The organism is Streptomyces niveiscabiei (assembly GCF_001419795.1).
Classification (GTDB): Bacteria; Actinomycetota; Actinomycetes; order Streptomycetales; family Streptomycetaceae; genus Streptomyces; species Streptomyces niveiscabiei.
Genome location: NZ_LIRL01000775.1, coordinates 1 through 13,167 on the forward strand (window position 1 = coordinate 1; position 13,167 = coordinate 13,167).

General features: G+C 70.6%; 20 protein-coding genes. 7 read left to right on the plus strand and 13 right to left on the minus strand.

What is annotated here, in order from left to right:
• Both AOK24_RS33205 and sigE read right to left on the minus strand, forming a co-directional pair.
• A partial coding sequence (locus AOK24_RS33205; RefSeq protein WP_240554242.1) for an anti-sigma factor family protein occupies positions 1–269 on the minus strand: 269 nt, incomplete at its 3' end.
• Positions 270–301: 32 nt separating this feature from the next.
• Positions 302–1,006, minus strand: coding sequence for an RNA polymerase sigma factor SigE (gene sigE / locus AOK24_RS33210; protein WP_079057115.1), 705 nt, complete (start codon positions 1,004–1,006; stop codon positions 302–304).
• 237 nt (positions 1,007–1,243) lie between these two features.
• On the opposite strand from sigE, the gene AOK24_RS33215 reads away from it, so the two are divergent.
• Entirely contained in the window at positions 1,244–1,942 is a 699-nt protein-coding gene (locus AOK24_RS33215) for an O-methyltransferase (protein WP_055723740.1), read from the plus strand.
• Between the two features lie 99 nt (positions 1,943–2,041).
• Here AOK24_RS33215 and AOK24_RS49880 read toward each other — a convergent pair whose 3' ends face one another.
• Positions 2,042–2,209 (minus strand): DUF3117 domain-containing protein, encoded by a 168-nt coding sequence (locus AOK24_RS49880; protein ID WP_010350523.1) that lies wholly within the window; start codon positions 2,207–2,209, stop codon positions 2,042–2,044.
• Positions 2,210–2,566: 357 nt separating this feature from the next.
• On the opposite strand from AOK24_RS49880, the gene chcB reads away from it, so the two are divergent.
• Entirely contained in the window at positions 2,567–3,358 is a 792-nt protein-coding gene (chcB, locus tag AOK24_RS33220; RefSeq protein ID WP_055723727.1) for a 2-cyclohexenylcarbonyl CoA isomerase, read from the plus strand.
• Here chcB and AOK24_RS33225 read toward each other — a convergent pair.
• Both AOK24_RS33225 and AOK24_RS33230 read right to left on the minus strand, forming a co-directional pair.
• Positions 3,355–3,927 carry a DNA-3-methyladenine glycosylase I gene (locus AOK24_RS33225; protein ID WP_055723728.1) on the minus strand — a complete coding sequence of 191 codons (573 nt, stop codon included), beginning with the start codon at positions 3,925–3,927 and terminating at the stop codon, positions 3,355–3,357. The two genes, chcB and AOK24_RS33225, sit on opposite strands and share 4 nt — an antisense overlap.
• Positions 3,924–4,259: a DivIVA domain-containing protein gene (locus AOK24_RS33230; RefSeq protein WP_055723729.1), complete on the minus strand. Its 336-nt coding sequence runs from the start codon at positions 4,257–4,259 to the stop codon at positions 3,924–3,926. The genes AOK24_RS33225 and AOK24_RS33230 overlap by 4 nt, the downstream gene beginning before the upstream one ends.
• Before the next feature lie 121 nt (positions 4,260–4,380).
• Here AOK24_RS33230 and folP point away from each other — a divergent pair, with 121 nt between their 5' ends.
• A complete protein-coding gene (gene folP / locus AOK24_RS33235) occupies positions 4,381–5,241 on the plus strand; it encodes a dihydropteroate synthase (protein ID WP_055723730.1) in 861 nt (286 codons plus the stop codon).
• 3 nt (positions 5,242–5,244) lie between these two features.
• Here folP and AOK24_RS33240 read toward each other — a convergent pair whose 3' ends face one another.
• From AOK24_RS33240 to AOK24_RS52835, 4 genes are all read right to left on the minus strand, one after another.
• The gene (locus AOK24_RS33240) at positions 5,245–5,592 is read right to left on the minus strand and encodes a PIN domain-containing protein (protein ID WP_240554243.1); all 348 of its coding nucleotides are present in this window, start codon (positions 5,590–5,592) and stop codon (positions 5,245–5,247) included.
• Positions 5,593–5,627: 35 nt separating this feature from the next.
• Positions 5,628–5,891, minus strand: a complete 264-nt coding sequence (locus AOK24_RS33245; protein ID WP_055723732.1) for a hypothetical protein — start codon at positions 5,889–5,891, stop codon at positions 5,628–5,630.
• Positions 5,892–5,934: 43 nt separating this feature from the next.
• Entirely contained in the window at positions 5,935–6,153 is a 219-nt protein-coding gene (locus tag AOK24_RS33250; protein ID WP_055723733.1) for a hypothetical protein, read from the minus strand.
• Positions 6,154–6,266: 113 nt separating this feature from the next.
• Positions 6,267–6,641: a Scr1 family TA system antitoxin-like transcriptional regulator gene (locus AOK24_RS52835; RefSeq protein WP_420876711.1), complete on the minus strand. Its 375-nt coding sequence runs from the start codon at positions 6,639–6,641 to the stop codon at positions 6,267–6,269.
• On the opposite strand from AOK24_RS52835, the gene AOK24_RS52840 reads away from it, so the two are divergent.
• Positions 6,534–7,025, plus strand: a complete 492-nt coding sequence (locus AOK24_RS52840; protein WP_107104102.1) for an ATP-binding protein — start codon at positions 6,534–6,536, stop codon at positions 7,023–7,025. The genes AOK24_RS52835 and AOK24_RS52840 overlap by 108 nt on opposite strands.
• A 197-nt stretch (positions 7,026–7,222) precedes the next feature.
• Here the strand turns inward: AOK24_RS52840 and AOK24_RS33260 are convergent, their stop codons facing one another.
• Together AOK24_RS33260 and dapE are read right to left on the minus strand one after the other, a co-directional pair.
• Positions 7,223–7,969, minus strand: a complete 747-nt coding sequence (locus AOK24_RS33260) for an LOG family protein (protein ID WP_055723735.1) — start codon at positions 7,967–7,969, stop codon at positions 7,223–7,225.
• A gap of 76 nt (positions 7,970–8,045) precedes the next feature.
• Positions 8,046–9,125: a succinyl-diaminopimelate desuccinylase gene (gene dapE / locus AOK24_RS33265; RefSeq protein ID WP_055723736.1), complete on the minus strand. Its 1,080-nt coding sequence runs from the start codon at positions 9,123–9,125 to the stop codon at positions 8,046–8,048.
• An 84-nt stretch (positions 9,126–9,209) separates the two neighbouring features.
• Between dapE and AOK24_RS33270 the strand changes: the two genes are divergently transcribed.
• On the plus strand, positions 9,210–10,166 hold the full coding sequence (locus tag AOK24_RS33270; RefSeq protein WP_055723737.1) for a hypothetical protein: 957 nt from the start codon (positions 9,210–9,212) through the stop codon (positions 10,164–10,166).
• A gap of 140 nt (positions 10,167–10,306) precedes the next feature.
• Positions 10,307–10,747 (plus strand): hypothetical protein, encoded by a 441-nt coding sequence (locus tag AOK24_RS33275; RefSeq protein ID WP_055723738.1) that lies wholly within the window; start codon positions 10,307–10,309, stop codon positions 10,745–10,747.
• Between the two features lie 121 nt (positions 10,748–10,868).
• Here AOK24_RS33275 and AOK24_RS33280 read toward each other — a convergent pair whose 3' ends face one another.
• Together AOK24_RS33280 and fdxA are read right to left on the minus strand one after the other, a co-directional pair.
• Positions 10,869–11,960 carry a bifunctional succinyldiaminopimelate transaminase/glutamate-prephenate aminotransferase gene (locus tag AOK24_RS33280; RefSeq protein WP_055723739.1) on the minus strand — a complete coding sequence of 364 codons (1,092 nt, stop codon included), beginning with the start codon at positions 11,958–11,960 and terminating at the stop codon, positions 10,869–10,871.
• A 78-nt stretch (positions 11,961–12,038) separates the two neighbouring features.
• Positions 12,039–12,356: a ferredoxin gene (gene fdxA / locus AOK24_RS33285; protein ID WP_010350536.1), complete on the minus strand. Its 318-nt coding sequence runs from the start codon at positions 12,354–12,356 to the stop codon at positions 12,039–12,041.
• Between the two features lie 141 nt (positions 12,357–12,497).
• Here fdxA and AOK24_RS33290 point away from each other — a divergent pair.
• On the plus strand, positions 12,498–13,167 hold a 670-nt coding region (locus AOK24_RS33290), incomplete at its 3' end, for a GNAT family N-acetyltransferase, cg3035/Rv0428c family (RefSeq protein WP_055723741.1).

A 13,167-nucleotide genomic window follows, 5' to 3' on the forward strand; every position in this document is an offset into this window, starting at 1 on the left:
GGGGTGATGACTCCGCCGCCGAGGGGACTTCCGGCGGCGGAGTCATCACCCCCGGGCAGCCCCTGGAGCCGCGCGAGGAAACTCTCGGACGGCGTCGGAGGGGCCACTTCGGAGAAGACGCCCTTGAGCCGGCGCTGCGCGTCGACCTCCGCCTTGCACTGCGCGCAGGTCGCGACATGCGCGAGGACGCGCTCGCGCGCGTCATGGCCCAGCTCTCCGTCCACCAGGGCGGAGAGCCGGTCACCGAGATGCTGTTCCGCGTGGTTCACGGAAGGTTTGGGCCTGGAGCCACCGAGTCCACTCACGCGGTCGCGCCCCCTCCCCCCAGGACGGGGACGCGGGCCATGAACGTCCGCCGCCGCTCGGCCTCGCGGGCCTGCGGAGAGCGGTGCGCGAGGGCCTTGCGGAGCTGGGAGCGGCCCCGGTGGATCCGGGAGCGGACAGTCCCGAGCTTGACGCCGAGGGTCGCCGCGATCTCCTCGTACGACAGCCCCTCGATGTCGCACAGCACGACGGCCGCGCGGAACTCGGGCGCGAGGGTGTCCAGCGCCTGCTGGACGTCCGCGTCGAAGTGGGCGTCGTTGAAGAGCTGCTGCGGGGTCGGCTCCTTGCTGGCGAGGCGCTCCGCCGCGTCCTCCCCGAGGGAGTCGAAACGGATGCGCTGCTTGCGGCGGACCATGTCGAGGAAGAGGTTGGTGGTGATGCGGTGCAGCCAGCCCTCGAAGGTACCCGGCGTGTAGGTCGACAGGGAGCGGAAGACACGGACGAAGACCTCCTGCGTGAGGTCCTCGGCGTCGTGCTGGTTGCCCGTCAGGCGGTAGGCCAGGCGGTAGACGCGACCGCTGTGCGTGCTGACGATCTCCTCCCACGTGGGCGGAGTCCACGCCTGCCCGTCCGCGTCGGTGGAGAAGGTCGCGGTCTGGGCGTAGTCGCCGGCGTGGTTTCGGTCAGCGGTGTCGTTCACGGATTTCGGCCTGCCCGCCGATCCGAGAAAGCGCCGGAGCACTCCTCCCCGATCCACAGACTGGGCCGCACCTCCCCTGTCGGCTCTGGTGGTGTCCAGTGGAGCCCCTACCATAGCCACCTCGCCCGTTAGCTCCGGATAAGCGGTTTTACCTGAATTTGATCTGGGCTGATACGGCTCATACGGCTGCGTCCGCCCGGACTTGCCGCGCCACCCGTCGCCGTGATCCAACTGTGTCCCCCCATCACCGTTCCCACCCCTTCAAACGCGCGGTCCCATCTGCGGGTTCCCGCCCGCAACGGATACAGTCACGCCGAGGCACATCATGGGGAACAGGAGAGGGTCATTACCGGCAACCGGCAGGCAAGCTGGGCGTTCGCCGACGCCTACGCCGCCGAGGACGACGCGCTGCGCTGGGCCCGCGACCGGGCCCGTGAGGCAGGGCTGCGCTCGGTGTCGCCCAGCACGGGCGCCGCGCTGCGGTTGCTGGCCGCCACGGTCGACGCGAAGGCGGTCGCCGAGATCGGCACCGGCACCGGCGTCTCCGGTCTCCATCTCCTGCACGGCATGCGGCCCGACGGCGTCCTGACGACCGTCGACCCCGAGCCGGAGCACCAGCAGTTCGCCCGGCAGGCCTTCCGCGCGTGCGGGTTCGCCAGCAACCGGGCGCGGTTCATCCCCGGGCGCGCGCTGGACGTCCTGCCGCGGCTCGCGGACTCCGGCTACGACCTCGTCTTCTGCGACGGCGACCGGCTCGAACTGCTGGACTACCTAGCTGAATCGTTGCGCCTGCTGCGGCCGGGCGGGCTGGTCGTCTTCGAGGGCGTCTTCGCCAACGGCCGTACCGTCGACTCCGGGCCCCAGCCGACGGAGGTCGTGCGCGTGCGCGAGCTGCTGCGTACGGTCCGCGAGAGCACCGAGCTGGTGCCGTCGCTGCTGCCGGTGGGCGACGGGCTGCTGTGCGCGGTCAAGCGCTGAGCGGCGTACCCGTCCGGTAAAGGCGTACCCGTCCGGTGAAAACGACAGCCCCGGCGCCGCACGCGATGCCGGGACTGTCGTAAGGGGCACTTTCTTGCGTCAGCTGACGACCTTGTTGAGGGCCTCGCCGAGCGCCGTGGCCTCGTCTGGGGTCAGCTCGACGACGAGCCGCCCGCCGCCTTCGAGCGGAACGCGCATGACGATGCCCCGCCCCTCTTTGGTCACCTCAAGCGGGCCGTCGCCCGTCCGCGGCTTCATGGCCGCCATGCTCGTTCCCCTTCCTGAAACCAGCTCACCGTCAAAGCCGACGGCCCCTGGGAGGGCACGCGCGGTCCTGCGTGGGACACGCGACACCGGCATCGAACACATTGCTTCCAAGCCATTATCCCGCATCTCAGGACCCGATGACCAACTTCGGACGGCATCGCTTGGGCAACGCGCGCGAGCAAAACCACCCAATTCGGCGGTGTGACTGCGATACTGCTCCGCCGCGCGGCGTTAGGCCGTCCGAGAACGGGCCCGGATTCTTTGACGCAGGTCACACGCTCCGTCCGGTCCTCGGACGTCGAACTCCGCCATGCTGAGTGCCGGCGACGTTACTTTTCGATGCGGAGGGGACACTCCATGGCCGACAGCGTGCTGTACGAGGTGACCGACGGGCTCGCGGTCATCACCTTGAACCGTCCGGAGGCGATGAACGCGCTGAACGTCGCGACGAAGGTCGCGCTGCGGGAGGCCGCCGAGTCCGCCGCCGGCGACCCCGCCGTACGCGCGATCCTGCTGACCGCCGCCGGGGAGCGGGCGTTCTGCGTGGGCCAGGACCTCAAGGAGCACATCGGGCTGCTGGCCGAGGGCTCGGACGTCGTGATGAGCACCGTCGGGGAGCACTACAACCCCATCACGCGCGCGCTGACGGGTGCCGCGAAGCCGGTCGTCGCCGCCGTCAACGGGGTCGCCGCGGGGGCCGGGTTCGGGTTCGCGCTCGCCGCGGATTACCGGATCGTCGCCGACACGGCCTCGTTCAACACGTCGTTCGCCGGTGTCGCGCTCACCGCCGACTCCGGGATCTCGTGGACCCTCCCGCGTGTGGTGGGCCCGTCCCGGGCGACCGACCTGCTGCTGTTCCCGCGCAGCATCAGCGCGCAGGACGCGCTGGACTGGGGCATCGCGAACCGTGTCGTCCCGGCGGCCTCCCTGCGGGAGGAGGCGCTGAAGGTGGCCCGCGCGCTCGCCGAGGGGCCGACCGTCGCGTACGCCGCGCTCAAGGAGTCGGTCGCGTTCGGGTTGACGCACTCGTTGACGGAGACCCTCGACAAGGAGGACGAGTTGCAGTCCCGCGCGGGCGCGGCGGAGGACCACCGGATCGCGGTGACGGCGTTCGTCAACAAGGAGAAGCCGAAGTACGTGGGGCGCTAGCCGCGCGCGCCGCAGTCCTCCAGGTGGTCGTCGACCAGCCCGCACGCCTGCATGAGCGCGTACGCCGTGGTCGGTCCCACGAACCTCAGGCCCCGCTTCTTCAGCTCCTTGGCCAGCGCCTTCGACTCGTCCGTCACGGCGGGTACGTCGGCGAGGGTCCTGGGCGCCGTGCGGGGCTTCTTCGGGGCGTGGGACCAGATCAGCTCGTCCAGCTCACCCGGCTTCCAGTCGGCCAGCACGCGCGCGTTGGCCAGCGTCGCGTCGACCTTCGCGCGGTTGCGGATGATCCCGGGGTCGGCCAGCAGGCGCGTACGGTCGTCGTCGGTGAACGCGGCCACCTCGGCGATCCGGAAGTCGCTGAACGCCGTACGGAAGGTGGGGCGGCGGCGCAGGATCGTGATCCAGGAGAGGCCCGACTGGAACGCCTCCAGGCTGAGGCGCTCGAAGAGGGCGTCGTCGCCGTGGACGGGGCGGCCCCACTCGTCGTCGTGGTACGTCACGTAGTCCGGCGTGGACAGGGCCCAGGGGCAGCGCAGGACGCCGTCCGGACCGGCGAGGGCGTCGGTCACCGGTCGTCCTCCGGGGCGGTCTTCTCCACCGACACGCGCGGGGCCGTCAGCGCGGCCTCCAGGTCGGCGATCCGCGCGTCGCGCTCCGCGAGTTCCGCGGCGAGCCTGCCGAGCGCGTCGTCGACGTCCGACATGCGGTAGCCGCGCGCGGCGAGCGGGAAGCGGAGGCTGTCGACGTCCGCGCGCGTGACCGGGCGGTCCCACGGCAGCGGGTCGTGCAGCCGCTGCGGCGACTCCTCCGGCAGCGGGCCCGTACCCTCGCCGCCGCCCACCACGGCGAGCGTCACCGCGGCGACCACCACGGCGAGCGCGATGACCAGGAACAAGAACATAACCATCGGCGGGCCCCGCTCGAACGTCGGACGTGTCTTGCCCCTGATCGTGCCATGCGGGTCGGACAGTTAGGGTCTCAGGCGGCGGATGTCCCGCATGCACTAGGAGAGGTCACAGGGGATGCTCAGGCTGGGCAGGCGTGAATTCGGTCCGCACGAACCGGTGGTCATGGCGATCGTCAACCGGACGCCCGACTCCTTCTACGACCAGGGCGCCACCTTCGCCGACGAGCCCGCGCTCGCGCGCGTGGCGCAGGCCGTCTCCGAGGGTGCCGCGATCGTCGACATCGGCGGCGTCAAGGCGGGCCCCGGCGAGGAGGTCACCGCCGAGGAGGAGGCCCGCCGGACGGTCGGTTTCGTCGCGGAGGTCCGCCGCCGGTTCCCTGATGTGATCATCAGCGTCGACACGTGGCGCGCGTCCGTCGGCGAGGCGGTCTGCGAGGCCGGCGCGGACCTCCTGAACGACGCGTGGGGAGGCGTCGACCCGGGTTTGGCCGAGGTCGCTGCGCGGTACGGCGTCGGCCTCGTCTGCACCCACGCCGGGCGCTCCGAGCCCCGTACCCGCCCCCACCGGGTCACCTACGACGACGTCATGACCGACATCCTCGACGTGACCGTCGGCCTCGCCGAACGCGCCGCGTCCCTGGGCGTCCCCCGCGAGTCGATCCTCATCGACCCCGGCCACGACTTCGGCAAGAACACACGGCACAGCCTGGAGGCGACCCGCCGCCTGCCCGAGATGACCGCCACGGGCTGGCCCGTCCTGGTCTCCCTGTCCAACAAGGACTTCGTCGGCGAGACGCTGGACCGCCCGGTGAAGGAACGCCTGATCGGCACCCTGGCGACGACAGCGGTCTCCGCCTGGCTAGGAGCCCAGGTCTACCGCGTCCACGAGGTCGCGGAGACGCGGCAGGTGCTCGACATGGTGGCGTCGATCGCCGGCCACCGTGAACCGGCGGTCGCGCGGCGGGGGCTGGCGTGAGGTTCAGCGGTTGAGGTCGAGTACGGGGACTCCTCGTCCTGCGTACGCCTTGGGCTGGACACTGGCGATCAGCGCGTCAGCGCCCCACTCGGGGAGGTGCTTGGCGGCATGCAGCGCGGCGCCGACTCCGAGTGGGACACCGTCCCGGTGCAGTTGGGCGACCGCGAGCGTCGCCGGGTAGTCCAGGTCCACGGTGTGGATGACCTCCAACTGCCCGATGTGCTCGGCGAGTCCCAGGTGTTCGCGGTCGGCCTCCAGGATCGACAGGGTCGGCGCCCACAGGCGCGTCTCCGCCTCGAAGTAGGCCCGGTGGATCAGTGCGGACACCTGGCGGTTCCCCGACAGTGCCATGAGGGTCGGGGTATCGAGAACCAAGTGGTGCACGATCACGCGGCAGCGTCCTCCGCCCGGGCGAACGCCTCACGGAGCTTGACTCCCATGGCCGCGCTCTCCTCGTCGGTCACCTCGACGCCGAAGTGCTCCGCCAGGTAGGCGCGGGCCCGCTCGGCCCGCTCCCGCCGCTCTTCCAGAGTCAGCGTCGACTCTGCGAACTCCTGGACCAGGGAGCGGATCGAGGTCCCCCGCGACTCGGCGATCACCGCCAGGCGATCCCTGACCTCGGCCGATACACGAATCATCGCATCAGACATGAGCCGAGTATACGCGGACGTATACAGCGGGCGGGGGTGAACGTCAGGAACCGGGGACCAGGCCGGGTTGGCCGGCTTGGACGCCCTGCGTGTAGGCCGCGTACATGGAGTGGCGGAGGACCCAGCCGCCGAGTTCTGGGACGTGGGTGGCCTCCAAGCAGTCGTCGTCGCTGGCGGTGGAGGACTCGGACTTCGTCCACTGCGCGTCCGAAAGGTCGTGTGCCAGAAGGGCGTTCGGCGTGGCCAGCTTGCCAGCAGTCATGCAGGAGCTCTTTCCTGATTCCCTTGACCTGTTCGAGGGTGTCCGTCAGGGGGAGAGCGAGCTTACGCAGAGAGTCGACGAACGCCTTGAGGCGCCTGATCTCCTTGGGCTCCTTACGGAAGGTCATCCCGGTCATCGCGTCGAAGGCGCATGACGTCTTTCCCACCGATCCGCTGACGCAGCGCGGCTTCGCCAACGATCGCTTCAACTGTCGGCAGTGCCGGTTTGTCGAATACACCACGCCGCGCCTGCCTCACTTCGATCGCCCGCTCCACTCGAAGTGCGGCCACCGTGAGGCTGGATGACGCCGAGGTGAGCGCCCGACCGTAATCGGCGGTCTGCAACAACCCCGGAATGACGTTGGCGGCGCACGTTGCGATATGGCTCGCGGTGTCCTCGTAGGCGATGAATTCGATCAGCGATTCAGCGAACTCGTCCTGATATTCCGTCCACCAGGCACCGGAAATAGCCCGCCCTTCCTCCAGCATGGTCTCCAGGCGGACACGCGTCTCGGTATCAGCCTGGAACACCCGCAGAAGCGTCTTCAATTCCTTCGGCTCCGGCCAAAATGGGCCGTACGCGCGTACGAAAGGGCCGGCGGCAAAAACCCCGACCTCTGTGCCCTCCTCGTCAGCGAACTCGCCACCAACGCCGTCGAACACGCCGAGGGCGACCGGTTCGAGGTCACCGTCTGGGCCTCTCTCGTGATCGACGTGAAGGACGCCTCGCCGAAGATTCCTGAGCCCCAGCGGCCCCACCTCCACGAGAAACACGGCCGGGGCCTCCTCCTCGTATTCGAACTCGCGTCGGAATTCCGCGTGTTCCCCGTACCGGACGGAAAGATCAGCACTTTCCGCATCGACGAAGAGTGACCCCCACAACGGCCGCGTCGAACCCGTACGGAGCGCCCCCCACCCTTCCCAGTCCAGCACCACCAGCCGAGGCGGTGGCCCGCTCGGTCGGAACACCGGCGAAATCGCGCACGCCGAGAGCCGAACAGGCGGGAGTCCAGCCGTGTCCAGGGTCGGCCCCCGTGCCGTGAACCGGGAGCCGGCCCCAAGTCACCGGCTCAGCGCGCCGCCTCCTTCGACACCAGCGCCACCGCCTCGTCCACGTCGTCCGTGACGTGGAACAGGAGCAGGTCCTTCTCGGATGCCTTGCCCTCCGCGACCAGCGTGTTCTTGATCCAGTCGACGAGGCCGCTCCAGTACTCCGTGCCGAAGAGGACGATCGGGAAGCGGGTGACCTTCTGGGTCTGGACGAGGGTGAGGGCCTCGAAGAGTTCGTCCAACGTGCCTAGGCCGCCGGGGAGGACTACGAAACCCTGGGCGTACTTGACGAACATCATCTTGCGGACGAAGAAGTAGCGGAAGTTGAGGCCGATGTCGACGTAGGGGTTGAGGCCCTGTTCGAAGGGGAGCTCGATGCCGAGGCCGACGGAGATGCCGCCTGCCTCGCAGGCGCCCTTGTTGGCGGCTTCCATGGCGCCGGGGCCGCCGCCGGTGATGACGGCCCAGCCCGCGTCGACGAGGGCGTGGCCGAGGCGGACGCCCGCTTCGTACTCGGGGGAGTCGGGCTTGGTGCGGGCGGAGCCGAAGACGCTGATCGCGGGCGGGAGTTCGGCGAGGGTGCCGAAGCCCTCGATGAACTCGGACTGGATGCGCAGGACGCGCCAGGGGTCGGTGTGGACCCAGTCCGAGGGGCCGCCGGCGTCGAGGAGGCGCTGGTCCGTGGTGCTCGCCGTGACTTGGGAGCGCCGGCGCAGGACCGGCCCCAGACGCTGTTCTTCCGGTTGGGGGGTTCCCTCGACCGTCATGTGCGCTCCCTTCACTTGCACTTGCTGGTGTTTCCGTACCTCAGCCTAGATCCGCGGGGGTTACGGACGGGGGACGTCAGCGTGTCAGCCAGGTCCGCAGGCGTTCCTCGGCGTGCAGGATCGCGGCCGTGTCGACGCGTTCGTCGCGCTTGTGGGCCAACAGGGGGTTGCCGGGGCCGTAGTTGACGGCGGGGACGCCGAGGGAGGAGAAGCGGCTCACGTCGGTCCAGCCGAACTTCGGCATCGGGGTGCCGCCGACCGCCTCGACGAAGGCCGCCGCCGCGGGGTGGGAGAGGCCGGGGAGGGCGCCGGGGCTGTCGTCGACAATAGTGAACTCCTCCACACCACAGCCGTCGAAGACCTCAAGGACGTGCGCGACCGCGTCGTGCGCGCTGCGGTCCGGCGCGTAGCGGAAGTTGACGGTCACCACGCACTCGTCGGGGATGACGTTCCCGGCCACTCCCCCGCCGATCCCGACCGCGTTGAGCCCCTCGCGGTACTCCAGCCCGTCGATGACGGGGCGCCGGGGTTCGTACGCGGCGAGGCGGGCCAGGATCGGGGCGGCGGCGTGGATCGCGTTGGCGCCCATCCAGGAGCGGGCGGAGTGGGCGCGCTCGCCCTTGGTGCGGAGCTGGACGCGCAAGGTGCCCTGGCAGCCGCCCTCGACCTGGCCGTCGGACGGCTCCAGGAGGACCGCGAAGTCGCCGGCGAGCCACTCGGGGTGGGCGCGGGCGACGTGGCCGAGGCCGTTGCGGGTGGCCTCGACCTCCTCGTTGTCGTAGAAGATGAAGGTGAGGTCCCGGTTGGGCGCCGGCACCGTCGCGGCGATGCGGAGCTGGACCGCCACCCCGGACTTCATGTCGCAGGTGCCGCAGCCCCAGAGGGTCCCGTCGGGGTCGAGGCGGGAGGGGACGTTGCCGGCGATCGGGACCGTGTCGATGTGGCCGGCGAGGATGACGCGCTCCGGCAGACCCAGCCCCGTACGGGCGACGACGTTGTTGCCGTGGCGGTCGACCGTCAGGTGCGGCAGCGTGCGCAGGGCGGCCTCGATCGCGTCGGCGAGGGGCTCCTCCGTACCGCTCTCCGAGGGGAAGTCGACGAGACGCGCGGTGAGCGCGGCGGCATCCAGAGTGAGGTCAAGCGGGGTGTCGGCCATGGTGTCGACCCTAACGCGCCAAGGAGTCGGACCAGTGTTCGCACCTGGCCCGTACGCGACCGTACTCTCCAGTACCTTGTACGCGTGTCAGCCCCGTCCCCCTCCTCCAAGCGCCCTGGCCGCCTGCTGCGTTCGCTGGCAGCGGTCGTCGTCCTGCTCGCCGTCGCGGGCTATGTGGTGGTGCAGTACATCACCGGCGGGACCGGTGACCCGGGCTGCAAAGTGTCCGCCGCCCAGCGGGGCGGGAAGAGTTACGAGTTCACGCCGGAGCAGGCCGTCAACGCGGCGACGATCACGGCGGTCGGCACGAACCTCGGGATGCCGCAGCGGGCGGTGACGATCGCGCTGGCGACCGCGCTCCAGGAGTCCGGGCTGCGCAACCTCGGGCACGGCGACCGGGATTCGCTCGGCCTCTTCCAGCAGCGGCCCTCGCAGGGCTGGGGCACCGAGGCGCAGGTGCAGGACCCGGCGTATTCGGCGGGCGAGTTCTACAAGCACCTCAAGAAGGTCCGCGGCTACGAGGACCTCCCCCTCACGGTCGCCGCGCAGCGCGTCCAGCGCAGCGGCTACCCGGACGCGTACGCCAAGCACGAGCCCGACGCGACCGTCCTCGCCGCCGCCCTCACCGGGCGGTCCGCCGCGACCCTGACGTGTACGGGGCGGCCGGACGCGACCGTCACCGCGACCGGCGAGAGCGCCGTACGGGCCGCCCTCGTACGGGACTTCGGGCGCGACGCGGTCCAGGGGACGGCGGCGGCGTCCACGGCGAGTGCGCGCGAGGAGGGGCCGACGGCGGTCAGCGGCGGCCAGACCGTCTCGCTCCCCGTCGTCGGCGACACGGCCTCCGCCGGGCGGTCCGTGCCCGAGCGGGGGTGGCAGCTCGCGCACTGGGCCGTCGCCAACTCCTCGGCGCTGCACATCCAGCGCGTCACCTACGCCGGCCGGACCTGGGTCGCCGGGAACAGCGACAGCCGGTGGGAGCCGGCCGGCACGACGCGCGCCGACCGGGAGAAGTCGGTGCGGATCACCACCGACCAGTAGTGCGAGGGGTACGTCTCCCGGGGTGTTCACAGCCGATAATGCGACGCATTGCCAAGTCTTTACGTTGCTGATCCGCAACCTTCCCGGGGCCTGCGGGTGTTCTCACGGCGTCAGTGTCCGAACCAGCTCGTAGGAGCGACATGTCCTCCCTTCCCCTGACCCGTCGGATCGCCCGTGCCGCGCTGCTCGTCGCCGCTGGGGCGGCTGCCGGGGTCGGTGTGGCCGGCACGGCCAGCGCGGCGCCGGCGGCTCCCCTCTCCGGCCTCGGCGGGCTGACCTCCCTCGACACGGCCGGTGTCTCCAGCACGCTCGACAGCACGACGGAGGCGGCGACGGAGACCGCCGGCCAGAACGGGGCGAAGGTCACGGAGCAGGCGGTGCCCGCCGTCGGCAAGAGCGGGGGCCAGGCCGTGAAGAAGGTGACGCCTCCGGCGTCGAAGGCCGCGGGGGCCACGGCGGGCGCCTCGGGCGACCTCGTCGGCGACACCGCCAAGTCCGCCACCAAGGGCGGGCTGCCGACGGACTCCCTCACGAAGGGCGCGCAGACGCTGCCGCTGAAGGGGCTTCCGTTGGGGGGCTGAGACTTCTTGCGCCGCGGGGCCCGGAGGGGGTTCACCTCTGGGCCCCGTTGTCGCCTGCGGGTCCGTTGTGGCTGTTCGCGCCCACGCGGCGGCAGCCGCAGATCGATACAGCCCCGCGCCCCTAAAGAAGCCTGCTGACCGCCGCTTGAATGCGCTCGTCCGTCGCGGTCAGGGCTACGCGTACGTAGGTCGCCCCCGCCTCGCCGTAGAAGTCACCCGGCGCCACCAGGATGCCCAACTCCGCCAGGTGCGCCACCGTTTCCCAGCAGGACTCGTCCCTCGTCGCCCACAGGTAGAGGCTCGCCTCGCTGTGTTCGATGCGGAAGCCGTGCGCGACCAGCGCGTCCCGCAGCGCCGTACGCCGCGCCGCGTACCGCTCGCGCTGTTCCTGTACGTGCTTGTCGTCGCCCAGTGCCGCGATGACCGCCGCCTGGGTCGGGGCGGACGTCATCATGCCGCCGTGCTTGCGGATCTCCAGGAGCGGGCCCAGGACTGCCGGGTCGCCCGCGAGGAACGCCGCCCGGTAGCCCGCCAGGTTGGACCGCTTGGACAGGGAGTGGACGGACACGATGCCCTCGTACGAACCGCCGTTGACGTCCGGGTGGAGGACCGAGACCGGGTCCGCCTCCCAGCCGAGTTCGAGGTAGCACTCGTCCGAGAAGACCAGGACGCCGTGCTCGCGGGCCCACGCGACCGTGCGGGTCAGCTCCTCCTTCGTGAGGACCTTGCCGGTCGGGTTCGAGGGGGAGTTGAGCCAGAGGAGCTTGAGGTTCGCGGGGTCGAGGGACGTGGGGTCGTCGTACACCTCGTACTGCGCGCGAGCCAGGCGCGCGCCTACCTCGTAGGTGGGATACGCGAGGCGCGGGTAGGCGACCTTGTCGCCGGGGCCCAGGCCGAGCTGGGTCGGGAGCCAGGCCACCAGTTCCTTGGAGCCGACGATCGGCAGGACGTGGTGGTGGGTGACGTCGCGCGCGCCGAGGCGGGTCTCCAGCCAGGCGGTGATCGCGTCGCGCAGCTCGGGCGTGCCCCAGACCGTGGGGTAGCCCGGGGAGTCCGCGGCGGCGGTCAGGGCCTGCTGGATCAGCTCCGGGACGGGGTCGACCGGCGTGCCCACGGAGAGGTCGACGATGCCGTCGGGGTGCGCGGCGGCCGTCTGCTTGTAGGGGGCCAGCTTGTCCCAGGGAAACGCGGGGAGAAGGTCGGCGAGGGACACGGGACGCTCACTTTCTGGTACGGCAAACGCCTCGGCCCCTGGAGGGGACCGAGGCGACGGTGCTCAAGGCCCGTAGGGTCAGGCCTGCGGCGGCAGCGCGGCCACGAACGGGTGGTCCCGCTCGATCAGGCCCAACTTGCTGGCGCCGCCCGGGGAGCCCAGCTCGTCGAAGAACTCCACGTTCGCCTTGTAGTAGTCCTTCCACTCCTCCGGAGTGTCGTCCTCGTAGAAGATCGCCTCGACCGGGCAGACCGGCTCACAGGCACCGCAGTCGACACATTCGTCCGGGTGGATGTACAAGGACCGTGAGCCCTCGTAAATACAGTCGACCGGGCACTCCTCGATGCACGCCTTGTCCTTCACGTCGACACAAGGCTGCGCGATGACGTAGGTCACGCTGTCGTTCCTCCTCGATAGGGCGCTGGCGGGCCTCCTCAGGCTCCGCCGCCTGGCGCGCGGGAGCGCGGCGTCGTCGATGCCCGCCACCTAGTATCTCCGTTCTTGGGCATGATCCGAACAGGAGGGGTGGACGGACTCGTGGAAATCCGTGGCGCAGGTCGGCTCAAAGTTCGCATTACGGCTGCTGATGTGGGCAAACGCGTCTCCGTACGGCGAATTTCCGACCCCGCCGTGACGGAGGGGAAATTCACCGACACGGTGGGTGTTCTCACATCATGGGACGACGATGTGGTCGTCATCACTCGCCGGGACGGCGTCGCGGTCCCTATCCCCACGACCTCCCTCGTCGCGGGCAAGGTCGTCCCCCCGGCTCCCGCCCGGCGCCGCGCGCCCGCCGCTTCGTACGAGGAACTCTCGCGGGTCGCCGCGCGTTCCTGGCTGCCGGTCGAGAGCGCGCCGCTCGGAGACTGGGAGCTGCGGGCCGCCGCCGGCTTCACCCGCCGGGCCAACTCCGCGCTGCCGCTGGGCAATCCCGGGGTACCGCTGGACGAGGCGCTGCGGGTGGTCCGGGAGTGGTACGGGGTACGGGGGCTCCCGGCGTACATCCAGGTCGGGGACGAGGACGCGCTGTGCGGGGAGTTGGAGGCTCGGGGGTGGGTGCGTGAAGTGACCGCCCGGGTGATGGTCGGGGGGTTGGCCGCGCTGGCGGACCGGGAGGTGCGGGCGGAGGTCACACTGTCGCGCGAGGCCGGGGCCGCTTGGCTGGGGCGGTATCAGCGCAAGGGGGTGAGCGATGTGGCGTTGCGGG